Below are 17,274 nucleotides of genomic sequence, written 5' to 3' on the forward strand. Positions count from 1 at the left end.
AGGCGCCGGAAAAACAGGGGCTGGCTGCAAACAGAATCCACGAATTGTGGATAATGGCGTGATGGACAAACTTGATGCCTTGCGCGTCTTTTGCGCGGTAGTGGAAACCGGTGGCTTCTCGCGCGCAGCGGAAAGGCTGGGCATTTCGACATCGTCCGTCACCGCGCAAGTCAATGCGCTGGAGGCCCACTTCGAGGTCAAGCTGTTGAACCGCACGACGCGCAGCATGTCGCTCACTGGCGAAGGGCGCGAGTGCTACGAGCAGGCGCAGCGCCTGCTGTCCGGAATGGAAGAGCTGGAGGCGAACCTGCAGCATGCGGCCCGCGAGCCGCGCGGCACCTTGCGCGTCAACATGCCCGGCCTGGTGTCACGGATCTACGTGGCGCCGGCATTGCCGCGCTTCCTCGCTCGCCATCCCGGCATTGTGCTCCAGGCCAGCGCCAGCGACCGCCTGGTCGATATGGTGGAGGAAGGATACGACGTGCTCTTGCGGCTGGGCGAAATCGGCGATGAGCGCCTGATCGCGCGGCAATTGCTGCAAACACGCTTCATTTGCTGCGCATCCCCGGCCTTCATCGCGCAACATGGCACCCCTTCGACACCGGGCGAACTGGCAGGATTCGCGTGCCTGCAATTCATCCTGCCGCGCGCCGGCCGCCTGCGCGCGTGGCGGTTCTCGGATGGCCTGGCGTTCACGCCGCCGGCGCGCGCCGCGTTCGACCATGTGGATTCCCTGGTCGAAGCATGCAAGGCCGGCGCCGGCATTGGCCAGTTCCTGTCGCTTTCGGTGGAAGGGGAGCTGCGCAGCGGCGCCCTGGTTCCGCTGCTCGCCGACTACCAGGCGCCCGGCCCCGCATTGACCGCGCTGTACCAGCAGCGGCACCAGCGAGCGGCCAAGGTGCTGGCGTTCGTCGACTTCCTTGGCGAGGTTTTCGCCTAGGCGGCCTTTTCACTGTCGAGGTGGGAAAGCTGGTAGTCGTTGTAGCGGCCACCGGCTGCGGCGCCTTGCGGCACGATCAGTTCCAGCGCTGCCAGGTCGGATTGCAGCAGCACCGCGTCGAGCGCGCCCAGCGCTTCCTGCAGGCGGGTACGGGTGCGGGCGCCGACCAGGGGCACGATATCGGTGCCCTGCGCCATCACCCAGGCAATCGCCAGCTGCGCCACGCTGATTCCTTTGGCCTGCGCCACCGCCCGCATGCGTTCCACCAGTTCCAGGTTGTGCTTCAGGTTATCGCCCCGGAAGCGTGGGCTGTGCAGGCCGCGGTAATCCTGCTCGCCTTCGCGCTGCGCGCTCCAGTGGCCGCTGATCAGGCCACGCGACAGCACGCCGTATGCGGTGATGCCGACGCCCAGTTCCCGCGCCGTTTGCAGCAAGCCGTTTTCGATGCCGCGCGAGATCATCGAGTATTCGATCTGCACGTCGGCGATCGGGTGCACGGCATGGGCGCGGCGCAGCGTGTCGGCATTCACCTCGGACAGGCCGATGTGACGTACATGGCCCTTGCGCACCTGCTCCGCGATGGCGCCGACGGTGTCCTCGATCGGCGTGGCGGGGTCCAGGCGGGACGGGCGGTAGATGTCGATGTAGTCGGTGCCCAGGCGGCGCAGCGAATAGGCCAGGAAATTGGCCACGGCCTGCGGGCGCGAGTCGTAGCCGATAAAGCCGCCGTCCGGATCGCGCAGGGCGCCGAACTTCACGCTGACCTGCACCTGCTGGCGGTTGCGGCCCTGCAGCGCCTCGCCCAGCAGCATTTCATTGTGGCCCATGCCGTAAAAGTCGCCGGTGTCGAGCAAGGTGACGCCGGCGTCCAGCGCGGCGTGGATGGTGGCCAGGCTTTCGGCGCGGTCGGCCGGGCCGTACAGGTCGGACATGCCCATCAGGCCAAGGCCGAGTTGGGAAGTTTGCGGGCCGGTGCTGCCAAGTTTGCGGGTTTCCATATGTGCTCTCCAGGTGGGGTTTCGATGGGAACCATTGTGCTATTATCGAATCCAACAATAAATGCTTCGTTTATTACATCTTTATTCGGAAATGGATAACAATGGACCAGTTCAAGGCCATGCAGGTCTTCCTGGCGGTGGCCGACAGCAAGAGCTTCACCCAGGCCGCCGAACAGCTCGACCTGCCGCGCCCCACCGTGACCAATGCCGTGCAGGCCATCGAGCAGCAGCTTGGCGTGCGGCTGCTCCAGCGCACCACGCGCAAGGTCAGCCTGACGGTGGAGGGGCAGCTGTATGTGGAGCGCTGCCGTGCGCTGCTCAATGAACTGGAGGACATAAATGCCCTGTTCCTGTCCGATGGCCGCAAGCCTTCCGGCACGATCCGGGTCGACCTGCCGGAGCGAATCTCGCGCTTGAGCGTGATTCCTGCGCTGCCGGACTTCTTCTCGCGCTACCCGGAGATCAAGATCCGGGTCGGGGCCAATGACCGCATGGTCGACCTGGTGGGGGAAGGCATCGATTGCGCGGTACGGGCGGGGGTGTTGCGGGACTCCACCCTGGTGGCCAGGCCGCTGGGGGCGATGGTGCAGGTGAACGTGGCGTCGCCTTCTTACCTGGCGGCGCATGGGACGCCGCGGACGCTGGAGGATTTGCGCGAGCATTGGGCGGTCAATTACTTTTCCAGCCAGACCGGGCGCGACCTGCCCTGGGAGTACGTGGTGGATGGGGAGGTCAGGACGCTGTCGGTGCGCAGCAGGGTGTCGGTGGGGAGTTCGGAGGCTTACCTGGGGGCTTGCCGGGCGGGGATCGGGCTGGCGCAGATTCCGTTGCCGGGGATTGAGCACTTGCTCGCCAGCGGGGAGCTGGTGGAGGTGCTGCCGGCGTGGCGGCCGGCGCCGTTGCCGGTGTCGATCATTTACTCGCACAACCGGCATCTGTCGCCGCGGGTGCGGGTGTTTGTGGATTGGCTGGCGGAGGTTTTGCGGCTGGGGTGAAAAAAAACCGGTAAACCTGGGTCAGACCCGCAGGGTCTGACCCCTGGTAGGCGACGGCCGCGTATCGGTGTCTGACCCTGTGGGTCAGACACCGGTTTACCGGTTTTAGATACCCGCCCGCAAAGTATCGGCTAACGCAAGCCCCGCCGGCAGCTTCGCCACCAGCTTCTGCGCCTGCGTCAGGTTACGCTGCTTGAACCCATCCGGCGCATTGGCAAAATCCTGCCCCAGCGCCGCGGCCGCAGCTTCGATACGCGCGGTATCGCCCGGCGTGGTATCGATCAGCGCCAAGAGGTAGGTCGCCCCCCACTGGATACGCGTCGCCGGCCCGACCGCCGAACGCCACGCCTTCTCATACCAATCCAGCATGCCCGGCAGGTCGCCGCGCCGCTTGGCCGCCGATGCAAGGCTCAACTTGAAGTAATACGGCGCATGCGATTCCACCAGCACCGACTGCAGCAAAGCTTCCGCCTCCGCATGCAGCCCCGCATCATTCAGCGCGCTGACCGCCGTGTTGACCAGCGTATGCCGCCCATACTTGTCATCCACCAGCGCCAGCGCCTGCTGCACACGGGTACGCACAAGCTGCGGCAAGCCTTCCGCCACATGGCCCATGCGCGACATGCGCACCTGCAAGCGCACCGCAGTCAGGCGGTCCGGCGCCGACAACCACATGTCCTCGGCCCATACCTGAGCGGCACCGGCCATGGCAGCCGCCAGTTCAGCGTGGCGCGCCGGCGCAGCGCGCACCAGCTGGTGGCCGCTGTTGCCGAAGATGTCCATATTGGCGCGCGCAACGCGCTCGTCGCCCAGCACCTTCAACAGGAATTCAGGCGACGAGGCATCGACCACGCGGCCGGCCTGCGCCACCATCGCATGCAGGCGCAGGCGCACGGCGGCATCTTCCACCTGGCGCGCCGCAGCCGGCGCCTCGCCGGTCACGGCGGCGGCAGCCAGTTGCGACAGGGTGGTCAGCGTCACGCCCAGGTCGCGCCCTTGCAGCAGCACGCCTTCATCGGTATCCCACGAGTAGTTCGACAGCAGCGTCCATTCGGACGGCGACAGGGCACGCTTGCCATCCAGCGCAGCAGCCATCGACTCGCCCGCCGTATGGCCGGCAAAACGCGCCGCCATCAGGGCCTCGCCAAACAGTTCGCCATCGAGTTCGCACGGCAGACGGGTGATCTCGCTGCCATCCGGACGGTACATCACCATGGTCGGATAGCTGCGCAGCTTCAGGCGCGCCGCCAGTGCCTGCGCGTTCGGGCTGTCGCCATCGAGCTGCATCGCCACCATGCTTTGCAGCCTGGCCTGGAAATCTTCGCGGCCGAAGATTTCGTACTTGACCCGGTTGCACGGCGGGCACCACACGGCGCCCCAGTACAGGAACAGCGGACGGCCGGCAGCGCGGGCTGCCTCCAGTGCGGCGTCGAAATCGCCTTCGAACCATTCGATAGCGTTAGCCATGGATCAGGACTCGCGAGCCAGTGCCAGGAATTCGGTGCGCATCGCCAGGTTCGGCTGCAGCTCGCCCAGCATGGCGGAGGTCACGGTCTCTTCGCCGGCGGTGCGGATGCCGCGCGACTCCATGCACAGGTGGCGGCACTTGACCACCACGCCCACGGCCTTCGGTTCCAGCACTTGCATCAGCGCTTCGGCGATCTGCATGGTCATGCGTTCCTGCACCTGCAGGCGCTTGGAGAACACGTCCACCAGGCGGGTCAGCTTGGACAAACCGACAATCTTGCCATTCGGGACATACCCCACGGTGGCCTTGCCGAAGAATGGCGCCAGGTGGTGCTCGCAATGGCTGTACACCGGGATGTTCTTCACGACGATCAGCTCGTTGTACTGCTCGGCGCCATCCTCGAAAGCCTTCAGCACTTCCGCCGGGTCCTGGCCGTAGCCCGACACCCAGTGCTTCCACGCCTTGTGGACGCGGTGCGGGGTTTCGATCAGGCCTGGACGGTCCGGGTCTTCGCCCAGGTGCTCCAGCAGGCGGCGCCAGTCGGCTTCGGTGAATACTTCTTTAGTCATGATTGCAAGAACCGTGAAATGTGGAATCTAATCCACCAGTATACAGCGTTCAGGGTCGGTTCGCTGCCAGCAGCTCGCTGGCGATGGAAACCGTATGCGTCAGTGCCGGCCACTCATCTTCGGGGCCAAACCAGCGCGCATCGCTGATTTCGCTGGGGTCGGTGACGATCTCGCCGTCCAGGTATTCGGCGGTGAAGGCGATCATCAGCGAATGCGGGAAAGGCCAGGACTGGCTGCCGAAGTATTTGAGATTGTGCACGCGCAGGCCGACTTCCTCGAACACTTCGCGGTGCACTGCTTCTTCCACCGATTCGCCGGCTTCCAGGAAGCCCGCCAGCGCCGTGTAGCGCTTGTACGGCGAATTGGCGTGCGCCGCCAGCAGGCGCTGCCTGCCCTTCCTGATCAGCACCATCATGGCAGGCGAAATGCGCGGGTACGCAAGGTGGCTGCAGGCGGTGCAGCGCATGGCGCGCTCGCCGGGCGCCAGCAGCATCGGCGAGCCGCAGGCGCCGCAAAAGCGGTGCGTGCGCGCCCATTCGGCGATCTGGTAGCCGCGCCCGGCCACGCCGAGCAAGCCATCGTCGACGGCGCCGAACAGTGCGCGCAGGCCGACGTAGGCGTGGCCCTCCAGCGGCGGGGTGTCGTGCGGCGCCTGCGCGACCTGCCAGTAGCGCCCTTCCCAGGTGCCGAGCGGCATCGCGCCGGCCAGTTCCAGGCCGGCGGCAAGCAGTTCCGCGTGCGGCGGCAGGGCCAGGCTCTCCTCCCGCAACAGCAGCCGGTCTTTGTGGAAGACCAGCGTCTGGATGTTTTCAGCAGGAGCTGGCTGGATCAGGGGCAGGAAACCGGCGGGGGTCTGTAGCATGGCGTTCAATATAGTCCTGGCAACAGGGCGATCATACTTGAACTTCTAGCGCCGCGAGCGAATGGCCTCGAGCACCTGGGCTGCCGTCAGCTTCTTGCCGATCTTGTGGCCGGCCTGCTTGTATTCACGCAAGGCGCGCTCGAGCTCGGCTTCGCTCGGCTTCACCGGCGCCAGGGATTTCGCCAGCAGCGGCAGGATTTCCTTGCGCATGAAGCGCGGCCCCGAGGCGATGAGCTGCCAGATCAGCAGGCCAAAGCCGGCCACCAGGCCCAGCAGGAAGCCCGGCGGACCATAGCTTGACGATATGGCCGAGCCAATGACAGGCAAGACAAAGCACAGGCCGATGCCGCCGGCGATTGCCAGCGCCACCCCGCCATCCATATGCGTGGTGGCGAAGTGCCGTTCCACCTTGGGCGACAACAGGTTGATCGGGGAGTAGATCAGCCCCAGGCGCTCTTCTTCCGACAGCAGGTGCGGTGCGGTCTTGACGCGCACTTCGAGGGCCAGGCGCTGTTCCAGGGCCTCATCCAGGCCGGGGTGGGTCTCGCGCTTCAGGGTTTCCATGGGACCGGAGCTCTTCGAGACGCGGGCATAGGCATTCACGTCGGCATCGCTGAACGCGCCGCAACTGGTGCAGGTGCGCTGGTGCCCGACCAGCTTGCCCTCGCCGAAGCTGATGTAATACACGTGGCCGGCCGAGCCGAGGCGCGTCATGCGGAAGGCGCGCGGCACCCTGCAAACGCCGCAGAAGTCCGCGACATATCCCACTGTGCGGCGCGTAATCTTGCGCCCCCAGACAATGAACACGATCTTTTCCTTTGGGAAATAAATATCAAATCATGAATGACCGTGTATTTTCTGTCAATTACAAATATTACATAACTACTTTTTTTGTCGCATCAGCGCCAACGGCAGGCCCACCAGCATAGCCAGCCAGGGGAAGCGGACGATGATGTGCGATACGGCGACCACCAGCACACTGAGTACCGCAATCGCGGCGGCGAGGCCGATGCGGCGCGTCCACTTGCCTTCCGCCGGTGGCTGCGCTGCGCCGACGGGCGCCAGGTTCAGGGGCGCGGCCCGAGCCGAAGGCGCGACCGGCGCTTGCTCGAGCGCCGGCGGCGGCTGGAGCAGGCGTGCGCCGGCATGCTGCGTGGCCGTTGCGCTGCCGATATTGGCGGCGCGCAGCAGGACTTCAGCGACCCAGCTATCGAGACGCTCGCCCCAGTGCCGCATGGCTGCCGCGCCCGCCTCGTCCATGTAGTGGTAGCTGCTGTTTTCGTTCTTGGAATTGGTGTCGTTTGCGAATTTTCCCTGCTTGTGGACCAGCGTCGCCAGCACCCGGTGCGCCAGCGAGTCGGCGCCGTGGGCGACGAACAGCGGCATCCTGGCCCACTCAGCGCTCGCCCTGGTTTCGGCACAAAAAGGCGCGGCCGGCACCGCGTCGGAAGGCACCGGGGCCGCGAGATCGGCGGCGATCTCGGCGGCCAGCTTCTTCCAGTCCGTATGCGGCACCTCGAGCACGCCCGGCCGCTCCTCCAGGTACAGGTAGCAATCGACGTCGCCGGCATGGCTGGCGGCGCTGGGAACACGCTGGCTGCCGTCATTCCACGCGGCCCGTTCCTTGCCAACGGCCCAGAGCTGGTAGCGGTCGGGAAAATGGACCGCCACCACATGCCGGCTCCAGTCCATGGCCGGCAAGGCGGCGATGCCAAGCCCCGTTGCCGGATGCAGTGACAGCCGCGTGGCCCCGGCTTGGGCCAGCGTGGCCAGCCACAGGGGGAAGTCGTCGGCCAGCAAGGCGTTCCCGCTGCGGTCGCGGAACTGCAACCGCGCGCCAAAGAAAATCCCATGCTGGTACCAGTCCTCGAGCGCAAGCTTCTTGCGCAGGAAGGCGCTGCCATGACTGACCAGGGCCACCTGGCGCTGGATAGACTCCCGTTCGCAGCTCATTGAGTCCAGTTCATCTGGTGCAGGTCGCGCTGGATCTCGCTCACCAGCAGCGGCGACAGGGAACGCCAGGACGCTCCGCCCAGCCCGCAACGCGTGATCGTATGGATCGCCGCCGGATCGGCAGGTCCACCGACGAACCACTCCCCTTCCAGGGCGAGGCAGACCGTCTGCCCGCCGTCGAGCGTCTTGGTGAACGAGCCGATGCAGCCGCCATCGCCGACTTCGCGCTCCCAGCCGCGGTTTTCCAGTCCCAGCAGGGCGCCCGTGCTGACTTTGCGGTCCCGCCATTCGGGCAGGATGCTGCCGTCGAGCGTCGCCTCGTCCAGGCGGTAAGTGGCGCGGCCCAGTTGTTCGAAGGGCTGCAGGATGTCGTAATCGGCGAACAACTGCGCAAACGCCTGCGCGTCGGCATCCGCCAGTTCGAGGCGGTGCGGGATGCCTATCCTGGCGTCCTGCGGCAGTTGCACGGCGCTGTCGTCGACGCCGGCATAACTCAGGTCTTCGGCAACCCGGAACAGGATAAGCAAGCTGCCGCCCGCATCGTAGGCGCCCCACGCCAGCCGCGAGACCAGGTGGCGCAGCAAGGGATGGCGCACCAGCAGGGTTTCGAACTCTTCCACCGTCCAGCGCCGCTGCTTGCACATGGCGCTTTCCAGGCGAGCGACCTGGGTGCTGGCGACGTTCTTCGCCTGCTTCTTGAGGTCCTTGTAGCGCTGGGAGGCGGCCTTGGCGATCGCTTCATCGTCCTTGCTGTTCGGCTTGGGCAAGTCCTTGATGCGCTTGCCGTCGCTGTCGCACACATAGGGCAGCAGGTGTTCGTCGAAGCGCACGATGAAGGAACGCGGGCCGAAATCGAGCGCCAGTCGGCCGGTTTCGTCCAGGCCCAGGTCCGGCACTGTGCGGTCGGCCAACTGCTCCATGCTGAGGCCACGCTGCTGCGCGAGGTCTTGCATCATTTCTTCGGCACGCTCCTGCAGATCGTTGTAGCGGGTCTGTTCGCTCAACTGGTGCAGGTACATCAAGGCGACGTCGGAACCGATCTGCACCAGCATTTCCATCGCATCGTAGGCGCGCACGCGGATCAGCGCGGCGCGCCACTGCTTCAGCGCCACGTTCAGCTGGCGGGCGGTTTCGTCATTGCCGATCACGCCCTGCATCCAGAAGATCCAGCGCTCCTTGGGCGGCGTATCGCTGTCGCGCCACCATTCGAACAAGGCTTGCCCGAACCTGGCGAGCGAGCCTGGCGTCAGCGCCTCACGCAACGCGAGCAGCCCGCTGGACGGGGCGTCCTGCTTGGACAGCGCCATCATGGTCAGCACGTGCGGTACCGCGTCGAGCGGCAGCGCCTTGCCGTTCGACGTGAGGTACAGGCGCGGCAGGCCGGGCACGTGCAGGCTCTTTGGCGGCGTCGGCAGCTTGTCCGGCAGCCATTCGCGCTGCGGCTCGGACAGCATGATGCGCAGCGCCTCCGCCGCAGCGTCGCCGTAGCGTGCTGCCTGTGCCGCCAGCACCGCCTCGTGGCCGTTGCCGGCAAGGTAGCGCAAGGCGTTCTGTGCGATGAAGCGCTCGCCGGGATCTTGCCCGACTGCCGCAGGCAGCAGTCCGCGTGCGGCGGCGGCCGGGTAGGCAAGCAGCCAGTCGCCGGCGGCATCCTTGACCCAACGGTTTGCGTAGAAGGCCCGTGCGACGTACAGCGCGATCTGGTCCCACTCCAGGCACGCGGCCAGCGTCATCGAACTTAGCGATGCGGTCGGAAAGACGCGCGTGAAAGCCGGCAGGCCGTCCTGGCCCATCCACGCAAACACCGCGGCCATCTGGCTGGAGTAGCGCAAGCGTGAAGCGGGAATATTGCAAAAGACCGAGCTGGCCAGTTTCGGCGGCAAGGCCTTCAGATAATTTGCCGTGTACCAGCCATAGACGGACGACTCCGCGAAATCGCCTTCGCTCACGGTTTCAGTCGCGATGGCACGCTCGATTGCGCCAGGCTCGATGCCGATAATCCAAAGCACCTTGCGCGGAAGATCCCATGCTGCGGTTTCCGGCGGCAAGTAGGTATTCAGGTACTTGAGCGCGTACTCGTCGGGATCGTTCAGTTCCAGGCCGTCGCTGCCGGACCATTTCGACCAATGGAAGCACGGCGCGTCATGCATTGCCTGCAATGCCAGCACCGGCACGCGGGAAGGCTCGCGGTTCGACCAGGGCAGCTCGCGCAGCACCAGTGGAAGGTCCGCCGGCGCCGCTTCTTCCGCCGCATCGGCAACTTCGAGCAAACGCTCCAGCGCATTCGCCTGCGCTTCGTCGGCCTGCTTCCGCAACAGCGGCAGGCAGGCCGGGTCCTGGCCAAGGATTTCCTGGATCAGCAAGGCAGCCGGCTGCTTTTTCGACGGATTCACATCGAGCAGCTTGCGTAGAACCACGATCGGCCATTTCTTCGCCTGTTTCAGGACCAGCGGCCGAAACTCTGCGCTGCGATGCCGTTCGACCACGGCGTCGACAGCCTGCTCGCTGTGGATGTTCAGCAGCGCCGTCTGCACCGCCGGCGGGCTGTAGCGCTTTGATTCGATCCAGTCCACGAACAGCGGCAAGGCATCCACGCCATGCAATTGCAGCAGGCGGAAAGCAGACGGCACCCAGTTTTCCTTGCCCAGCAGCGCCTTGTGCTGGGCAAGGTTGTCCTCGAAGCTGGCGCCAGGCGGGAACAGGCCCGCTTCGTCGACGAAGAGATCAAGGCATTCCTGCATGCCCTTGGTCCAGTGGACTTTGCCGTCAGGCGCCGCCAGCAAGGGATCGGTCGTTGTTTTTCGTGCCACGATAACTCCCGGGTTTCAAGCCGAACGTGCAATTTCGGCGAGTAAAAGATAAAGCGTTGCCAGCTTGCCGGGCAAAGGCTGCTTGTCCGGCGCCTGCATCAGGCTCACGGCCTCGCGCAGCAGGGCGGCGGAAGCGGCAAGGCCGTTGCGCTCCATGGTTGCCGCAAGGTCCTCGGCTTCCTTCAAGGCGCCCGCAGCCTGGTGCCGCAAGCCTTGCCGCATCCATCGGCCAAGCAGGGCGTGCACCTGGCCGGCCAGGTGCACCAGCGGCGGCGCCTCATACAGCAGCGCGGCCGGCGCAAGTTCGCGCGCCGCCGTGCTCTCCACGTCGGGCACCACGGCGCGCTGTTCGGTCAGGACGGCAAACGGATCGATGGCCACCAGTCCCGCTTCCAGCGTGACCGTTCCGGAGACCGCTAGCGGTGCGCCGAATTCCCCGGACAGCGCGCTTGCCAGCGCATCGACGGCATGCGGCGCGGCCGGGTTGTGGCGCTTGCGAAGGAGCAGGCGCTGCCCGGGCTCGTGCAGCCCCTGGCCCACTTCGATCCAGGCCGACAGCGTCTGGCGCGCCGCATTCCACTCCCATTCGCCTACCTGCGCCACGGGAACGACGTGCATGTGTTCAATCGCCTGCAGCGGCCTCGCGAAATCCGGCACGGCATCCAGCAGGTAGTCGCGCAAGCCCTCGGCGGACGACTGGCGCAGCGGCGCCATCAGGTCGTCCCAAGCCCTGGACGACAAAGGCAGCACGTTGGTCTGGCGCGCACCGGCGGCAATCTCCAGCGCACCGTTGGCGCGGCGCCGTGCGCCGCTGGTGACGACCTGGCTGGCGGCCAGCCTTTCTACCGACTGGCCCGCGATCCTGCGCGACTTGATGGCGATGCCCGGCTCGCCCGCCTTCGGCTTGGGCCAGCGGCGCTCAATCACGGTCACCGCAAGGGTGTCCGGGTCGGCAAATACCAGCAGCGCGCCCTCGGCTTCGTCATCGGCCCAGAGCTGGGTGCCGAGGGAGACCAGCCGCAAGTGATCCAGCGCCACTTCGCCCTTGACGCCGATGCCGAGCAACTGGCTGGCCGGCACTTCCGGCAGCCGGCCGGCGGCAGCCTGGCCATCCGCCAGCACTGCCGCCGCAAGGCGCGCATGCAGGTCGGCGAGCGCCGACAGCAGCAGCTTCGGATCGAAGCGGCTGGACCGCGCATGCTGCGCCAGCATCAGGTCCTTCATGCCGTGCAGGGACTCGCCGATCCAGCACCATTCGAGTTGTTTGGCCAGGCCAAAGACTTCTTCGAAGCGCGCCTCCAGTGCCAGCATCGGCTGGCTGGAACCGTCCAGCCAGACTTGCAGCGCCAGGGCCTGCGTGCGTTCCAGCAGCGTTGCAGCCGCCTGCGTGCCGAACACGCGCGCCACGGGCGCCGGGCCGCCTTCCTGCGGACTGGCCAGGGTCACGCTGGCTTCGGCAAAACCCGGCGACTTCAATTCCGCCTGTGCGAACGCCCACACGGCCAGGACGATGTGGGCGCAACCGCTGCCCTCCTTGCAATCGCATCGGGCGTGCGTCAGGCTGCTGCGCGAGAAGAAGCGCACATTGCACATCGGCAGGCGGGCGCTCGGCACCGCAGCCGCCTCCTGCCACGCGATAAGCTTGACCACCGGTTGCGCCGCCGCCAGCCTGGCCGCCTGTGCCAGCGTCGAGGCAGGAACCGTATCAGCCATCGTCGCTGCGAAATGCGCCGGCGACCAGGGGCCGGCATCGTCGGCAGCCTGGTTCTCCGGCTGCGCCGGCGACAGCGCCCTGGCCTGCGCCTGGTACGCCAGCACCAGCGTGACCCGGTGCCGGCACAAGCCGCTGGCCGGACAGGTGCAGCTGGCGTCGCGCAGCGTGCTGTTGGGACCAAGCACGGCGCAATGGCCATCGGCGTAGGTGGCGCGGATCGTGGCGTCCGCGAGTTCCTCGAGCGCCGGCAGGTTGCCTTCGGCCAGGTCCTTCTGCGCGCGCTTGACGAAGCCCGCATTGGCCAGGGCGATCAGGGCCTCGGGCGTCAGTTCCAGCAGGTCGGTTCGCCGGGCGTTCATCCGCGCACCTTTTCAGCCAGCCAGGCTGCCAGTTGTCCGGGCGTCATGGCGCCCACGTGCGCGCCCTCGCGCACCAGGCGCGCCGCCATGTCGCGGTCGTAGCAGGGATCGGCGCGCGCATCCAGTGCTGCCAGTCCCAGCATCGTGACGCCGGACTGCACCAGCGCCTTGACCCGGCGCACCAGTTCATTTTGCGAGCCGCCCTCGCAGAAGTCGCTGACCAGCACCACCACCGTGCGCTGCGGATTCTCGACCAGGGACTGCGCATAGCCGACAGCCTTGGCGATATCGGTGCCGCCGCCCAGCTGCACCTTCATCAGCAGTTCGACCGGGTCGGACACGTCCGAGGTCAGGTCGACCACTTCCGTGTCGAAGGCGACCAGGCGAGTCCGCATGCCCGGCAGATTCCACAGGCAGGAGGCCATGACCGCGGAATGGATCACCGATTCGACCATCGAGCCGCTCTGGTCGATCAGCAGGCAGATGTCCCAGCGCTCAGTGTGGCGCCGCACGCGGCTCATGAAGACCGGAGTCTCCAGGAACAGCTTTCCGCGCTGCGGGTCCCAGCGGTGCAGGTTGCCTTGCACCGTACGCTTGAAATCGAAATTGCGCGCCACCTTCAGCATGGAGCGGCGGCGCCTGTCGCGCGCGCCGGCGAACGCCTGCCGCACCTCGGTCGCCATCTTCTCGATGATCTGCCGCACGACTTCAGCCACCAGCCGCCGCGCAGCGGCCAGCACTTCGGGATTCATCAGGTGCTTGGTGTGCAGCACCGCGCGCAGCAGTGCCTCCGACGGCTCGATCCGCTCCAGCACCTCGAGGTTGGTGACCACTTCGTCGATGCCGTACAGCTCCACCGCGTCGCCCTCGAGGCGCTCGATCACTTCCTTCGGGAACAGTTCATGGATCGTATTGATCCAGTCGGGCGTGGAAAGCTGGGAAGGCCCCAGGCCAGCACCGCGCTCACCGCGCGCGGCGACCTCGCTATCGCGCCCGTACAGCCAGTCCAGCGCCATGTCCGCCGATCGGGCCGCGCCGGACAGGCCGCCCAGCGCAGGCGTCGCCGCTTCGCCGAGCAGCAGGCGCCAGCGCGCCAGCGAATCAGGAAGTTTCAAGTTCATGCTGCCAATCCCCAGGAGGCAAGTTTGCGCAGCGCGGCCTGCTCCAGCAGCGCCGCCCTGGCCACGTCTTCCGCATCCGCGCCGGCGAAGTGCGCGGTCAGCGCGCGCCGCGGCAGATGCGCCGCGTTGTGCTGGGCCAGCACGGCGTCGGCCAGCATGCCGCGCTCCTGCGGCGGCAGCCAGCTGAAGGCATTGCGCATGGCCGGCAGGGCGAGCACGAAGTCGATGTCGTCCAACGCCTTCACCATGGCATCCAGCCCGGCAACGAAGTGCGCCTCCTGCACCAGCTCATCGCGCGCCAGCGCCAGCATGCCCGCCAGCGCATCGCCCACCTGCGCCGGCGCGATTTCGCCCAGCAAGGCCAAGGCCTGCGTGATGGCTTCGCCGCTGGCGGCGCTACGTCCGGCGTTCAGGCTGACCAATCCTCCCAGCGCGGCGCCGCGGCTGAGCGGCGCGGCACGCTGGTCGGCAAGCTTGCGCTGCCATACAGCGAGGGCGCGCCCGGCCTCCACCTGCAAAGGCAGCGCAGCATCGCCTGCCAGCGCATCGCGCGCCACCTGGCGCAGGGCGAGGAAGCCATGGATATGCGCCGCGAATTCTCCCGCCGGTACCGGCCCCGTGGCCTCCAGCAGCCATAGCGCGCGGTCGAAGGCCGCCGCGACTACCGTGCGCAGGACCGGCGCGCCCGCCATGCCGAGCGACTGCCCGTGGCGCAGCAGGGAATGCAGCACCGGCAGCGCAGTGCCGAAAGCTTCGAAACGCGGTTCGCCGCCGACCGCTATTTCCAGCTCGGACAGGATGCCGTCGCTCATGCCGGCCAGGCCGGCAAAGGCAGCCTGGTTCAGTGCATCGGCGAGTTGCGCGAAACGGCTCTCGCCGTTGGCGCGCCCCGCAGCGCGCAGGCGTTCTTCCAGCTTCATGCGCGCGGCGTCTTCCAGCGAGGCGCCATAGGCCGCCGCCTCGATCAGCGCGGCGCGCTGCTCCAGCGGCGCCCGCAGCGACCATTCCTCGCGGCGCTCGCCGGACAGCGCCAGGCCGGGGCCGGCGCGCCGGTCGATGCCGGGAATCTCCAGCAGCAGCAGGCGATGCAGCACGCGGCTCTTGTCGCGGTCCGCGGGCTTGAGCAGGTCGAGGGAGAGGTCGGCGGGCAGCTTGATGCCGCGGGCTTCGAGTTCGGCCTCGACCGCGAGCACCAGCGGCGGTTGCGGCGTGCCGGGCGCCAGGCGGCCCGCAACATCGCCCGCCAGCACGTCCATGATTTCGACCAGGATCGGGTCGGTGCCGAAGCGCAGCGGCCCGCGGTAAGTCCACGGCAGCGGCGCATCCAGCGCATCCTTGACCAGCGAGCCGGCCAGCGCGTCGAGCCAGTCGCAGCGTGCCGGCAGCGCATGGCCGCGCAGGCGGGCCAGGGCCTCGGCCCGCGCGTGCACGGCGATCAGGTCGGCGGTCGATGCCGCCAGCTTTTTGTTGCGCAGGCGCTGCGTGACCCGCTGCAGCAGCGCCGGCCCGGCGCCCTGCATGCCCTCCTCCCATGCCAGCTGGTAGAAGAACGGCGAAGGCATGCCCGATGCGTAGCCGGTGAAGGAATCGAGCCGCTTGAAGGTGTACGGCACCAGGTAGGAGCCGAAGCGCACGGTCCCGCCGGCGTCGTCCGGCAGCGGCAGCGCCGGCGGGCTGGCGCCGTCCTCGCTGCGCCAGGCACGCTGCAACGCCGGCGCATGGTAGCCGCCGCAGACCACCAGCACCGGGCCTTCGCCGCGCGCCATCGCCCAGGCGATCCAGCGCGCCATCATGCGTTCGCGCGCCTGGTTGCCGATCGAGCCCGCATCGCCCGCGCGCAGATGCTCGAAATGGGTGGCAAGACCCTGCTCCAGCAGCTCCAGCGAATCCTGCTGCTCGAACAGCGTGTCCCACAGCGCATCCCTGCTGTCGACCGCCATCTTGCGGCGCAGCGCATCTTCGTATGCGGCGGCGCGTTCGGCCTGCGTCTCGTCGCTCACGTCGGCATAGCGATTGAGCACGTCGGCAAAGGCATCGTCCCACGCCGGCAGGTCGATGAAGCGCAGCTGCGCGCCTGTTTCACGCCCGACCGCCAGCGCCTGCCACTCCGGCGAATGCTCGGCAAACGGCGACCAGGACGCGCGGTGCCCGCCTTCCGAGGAAAGGAAGCTGTAGACCGCCAGCGGCAGCTGGTGCGGCAGCGAGAGCTGCTCCAGCTTGTCGTTGAAGTCGGCTGGGCCTTCGATCAGGACGTAGGCCGGCCGCAGGCTGCGGATCTTGTGCGCCACCAGGCGCGCGCAGGCCGGGCTGTGATGCCGCACGCCGAGAATGACCGGCTCGTTCGACACGTTCGGCTCGTTCGATACGGGCGTCACGGCAAACGCTGCCTCGCTTCGAAGTAGGCCTGCCAATGGGCGCCGTTCTTCCTGGCCACCTTCTGTTCGAAGTAGCGGCGCAGCTTGGCACGGTCGTCGGCGTTGTCCTTGACCACCGTGCCGGCAATGCAGTCGACCAGGTCGGCCGGGCTGCCGTCGCGCTGCTCGAGGAACCAGGCGCGCACGCCGACCGCATGGGCGACATTGACCGCCTCGGCGGTCGACATGACAGCTGTCAGCCGGTCCATGGCCGCGTCGCCGCCGTGCGCCTGGACGGCGCCGCGCAGGTCGCGGAAGGTGGTCACCAGCAATTCCAGCACCGGCACCGGCAGGCTGCGCGGAATGGCGCTCTTCTCCAGCAGGCGGGCGGAAGCTTCCTTCACCAGCGCCAGCTCATGGTCGAAGTCGAGGATGGGGAACACGGTTTCGAAGTCGAAACGGCGCTTGAGCGCTGCGCTCATTTCGTTCACGCCGCGGTCGCGCGTGTTGGCCGTGGCGATGATGTTGAAGCCGTCGCGCGCATACAGCATGCCGTCATCGCCCGCCAGTTCAGGCACGCTCATGACGCGGTCGGACAGCATGCCCAGCAGGCAGTCCTGGACTTCCAGCGGCGCGCGCGTGATTTCTTCGAAGCGCACCACCTGGCCGTCGCGCATGCCCTGGTACAGCGGTGCAGGCACCAGCGCGCGCGGGCTCGGGCCCTCGTTGATCAGCAGGGCGTAGTTCCAGGAATACTTGATCTGGTCTTCGGTGATCGAGGCGCCGCCCTGGATGGTCAGGGTCGACTTGCCGCAGATGGCGGTGGCCAGCAGTTCGGACAGCAGCGACTTCGCCGTGCCCGGCTCGCCCACCAGCATCAGGCCGCGGCCTGTTGCCAGGGTCACCAGCATGCGCTCGATCGATGCGGCAGGCGCCACGATCTTGCGCGTGACATCCAGCGTGTCGTCGCCCAGGATGAACTTGCGCGCTGCGGTCAGGCTGAGCGCCCAGCCCGGCGGGCGCGGGCCGTTGTCGCTCTCGCGCAGGCGCTGCAGCTCCTGCGCATGGAGGATTTCCGCCGGCGGGCGCTGCAAGGCCGGCGATTCTTTGATGGGTGTTTTCTTCATGGTG

Annotated in this window: 13 protein-coding genes; 2 read left to right on the plus strand and 11 right to left on the minus strand. The window is 67.0% G+C overall.

All coding sequences use genetic code 11. From position 1 onward, the window contains the following. The first annotated feature begins 61 nt into the window (after positions 1–61). Complete coding sequence (locus ACN9MY_RS00380; RefSeq protein WP_426172352.1) at positions 62–940, plus strand: LysR family transcriptional regulator; 879 nt, start codon at positions 62–64, stop codon at positions 938–940. Here ACN9MY_RS00380 and ACN9MY_RS00385 read toward each other — a convergent pair. Beyond that, entirely contained in the window at positions 937–1,938 is a 1,002-nt protein-coding gene (locus ACN9MY_RS00385) for an aldo/keto reductase (RefSeq protein WP_426336697.1), read from the minus strand. The genes ACN9MY_RS00380 and ACN9MY_RS00385 overlap by 4 nt on opposite strands. Before the next feature lie 101 nt (positions 1,939–2,039). Between ACN9MY_RS00385 and ACN9MY_RS00390 the strand changes: the two genes are divergently transcribed. Continuing rightward, a complete protein-coding gene (locus ACN9MY_RS00390; protein ID WP_426319824.1) occupies positions 2,040–2,933 on the plus strand; it encodes a LysR family transcriptional regulator in 894 nt (297 codons plus the stop codon). 105 nt (positions 2,934–3,038) lie between these two features. Here ACN9MY_RS00390 and ACN9MY_RS00395 read toward each other — a convergent pair whose 3' ends face one another. From ACN9MY_RS00395 to ACN9MY_RS00440, 10 genes are all read right to left on the minus strand, one after another. Beyond that, positions 3,039–4,400, minus strand: a complete 1,362-nt coding sequence (locus tag ACN9MY_RS00395) for a thioredoxin family protein (protein ID WP_426336698.1) — start codon at positions 4,398–4,400, stop codon at positions 3,039–3,041. A gap of 3 nt (positions 4,401–4,403) precedes the next feature. Continuing rightward, positions 4,404–4,970, minus strand: coding sequence for a GTP cyclohydrolase I FolE (gene folE, locus ACN9MY_RS00400; protein ID WP_426166450.1), 567 nt, complete (start codon positions 4,968–4,970; stop codon positions 4,404–4,406). Positions 4,971–5,019: 49 nt separating this feature from the next. Further along, the gene (gene nudC / locus ACN9MY_RS00405; RefSeq protein WP_426319828.1) at positions 5,020–5,832 is read right to left on the minus strand and encodes an NAD(+) diphosphatase; all 813 of its coding nucleotides are present in this window, start codon (positions 5,830–5,832) and stop codon (positions 5,020–5,022) included. A 45-nt stretch (positions 5,833–5,877) separates the two neighbouring features. Then, a complete protein-coding gene (locus tag ACN9MY_RS00410; protein ID WP_426319830.1) occupies positions 5,878–6,639 on the minus strand; it encodes a hypothetical protein in 762 nt (253 codons plus the stop codon). Positions 6,640–6,714: 75 nt separating this feature from the next. Beyond that, positions 6,715–7,785, minus strand: coding sequence for a hypothetical protein (locus tag ACN9MY_RS00415; protein ID WP_426336699.1), 1,071 nt, complete (start codon positions 7,783–7,785; stop codon positions 6,715–6,717). Beyond that, positions 7,782–10,595, minus strand: a complete 2,814-nt coding sequence (locus ACN9MY_RS00420; RefSeq protein ID WP_426336700.1) for a DUF4132 domain-containing protein — start codon at positions 10,593–10,595, stop codon at positions 7,782–7,784. Before ACN9MY_RS00420 ends, ACN9MY_RS00415 begins: the two co-directional genes overlap by 4 nt. A gap of 15 nt (positions 10,596–10,610) precedes the next feature. Then, positions 10,611–12,668, minus strand: coding sequence for an SWIM zinc finger family protein (locus ACN9MY_RS00425; RefSeq protein ID WP_426336701.1), 2,058 nt, complete (start codon positions 12,666–12,668; stop codon positions 10,611–10,613). Then, a complete protein-coding gene (locus ACN9MY_RS00430; RefSeq protein ID WP_426166462.1) occupies positions 12,665–13,789 on the minus strand; it encodes a VWA domain-containing protein in 1,125 nt (374 codons plus the stop codon). The genes ACN9MY_RS00425 and ACN9MY_RS00430 overlap by 4 nt, the downstream gene beginning before the upstream one ends. After that, on the minus strand, positions 13,786–16,164 hold the full coding sequence (locus ACN9MY_RS00435; RefSeq protein WP_426166464.1) for a DUF5682 family protein: 2,379 nt from the start codon (positions 16,162–16,164) through the stop codon (positions 13,786–13,788). Before ACN9MY_RS00435 ends, ACN9MY_RS00430 begins: the two co-directional genes overlap by 4 nt. Then, positions 16,161–17,270: an ATP-binding protein gene (locus ACN9MY_RS00440; RefSeq protein ID WP_426319842.1), complete on the minus strand. Its 1,110-nt coding sequence runs from the start codon at positions 17,268–17,270 to the stop codon at positions 16,161–16,163. Before ACN9MY_RS00440 ends, ACN9MY_RS00435 begins: the two co-directional genes overlap by 4 nt. Between the last annotated feature and the right edge of the window lie 4 nt (positions 17,271–17,274).

The sequence above is a fragment of the Pseudoduganella sp. R-31 genome (assembly GCF_049913235.1).
Lineage (GTDB): Bacteria > Pseudomonadota > Gammaproteobacteria > Burkholderiales > Burkholderiaceae_D > Rugamonas.

Bases quoted from the DNA above. Each gene is read 5' to 3' on its own strand.
- ACN9MY_RS00385 (WP_426336697.1), bottom strand. From the start codon at position 1,938: ATGGAAACCCGCAAACTTGGCAGCACCGGCCCGCAAACTTCCCAACTC.
- ACN9MY_RS00440 (WP_426319842.1), bottom strand. From the start codon at position 17,270: ATGAAGAAAACACCCATCAAAGAATCGCCGGCCTTGCAGCGCCCGCCG.
- ACN9MY_RS00430 (WP_426166462.1), bottom strand. From the start codon at position 13,789: ATGAACTTGAAACTTCCTGATTCGCTGGCGCGCTGGCGCCTGCTGCTC.
- ACN9MY_RS00390 (WP_426319824.1), top strand. From the start codon at position 2,040: ATGGACCAGTTCAAGGCCATGCAGGTCTTCCTGGCGGTGGCCGACAGC.
- ACN9MY_RS00380 (WP_426172352.1), top strand. From the start codon at position 62: ATGGACAAACTTGATGCCTTGCGCGTCTTTTGCGCGGTAGTGGAAACC.
- folE (WP_426166450.1), bottom strand. From the start codon at position 4,970: ATGACTAAAGAAGTATTCACCGAAGCCGACTGGCGCCGCCTGCTGGAG.
- ACN9MY_RS00395 (WP_426336698.1), bottom strand. From the start codon at position 4,400: ATGGCTAACGCTATCGAATGGTTCGAAGGCGATTTCGACGCCGCACTG.
- ACN9MY_RS00415 (WP_426336699.1), bottom strand. From the start codon at position 7,785: ATGAGCTGCGAACGGGAGTCTATCCAGCGCCAGGTGGCCCTGGTCAGT.
- ACN9MY_RS00425 (WP_426336701.1), bottom strand. From the start codon at position 12,668: ATGAACGCCCGGCGAACCGACCTGCTGGAACTGACGCCCGAGGCCCTG.
- nudC (WP_426319828.1), bottom strand. From the start codon at position 5,832: ATGCTACAGACCCCCGCCGGTTTCCTGCCCCTGATCCAGCCAGCTCCT.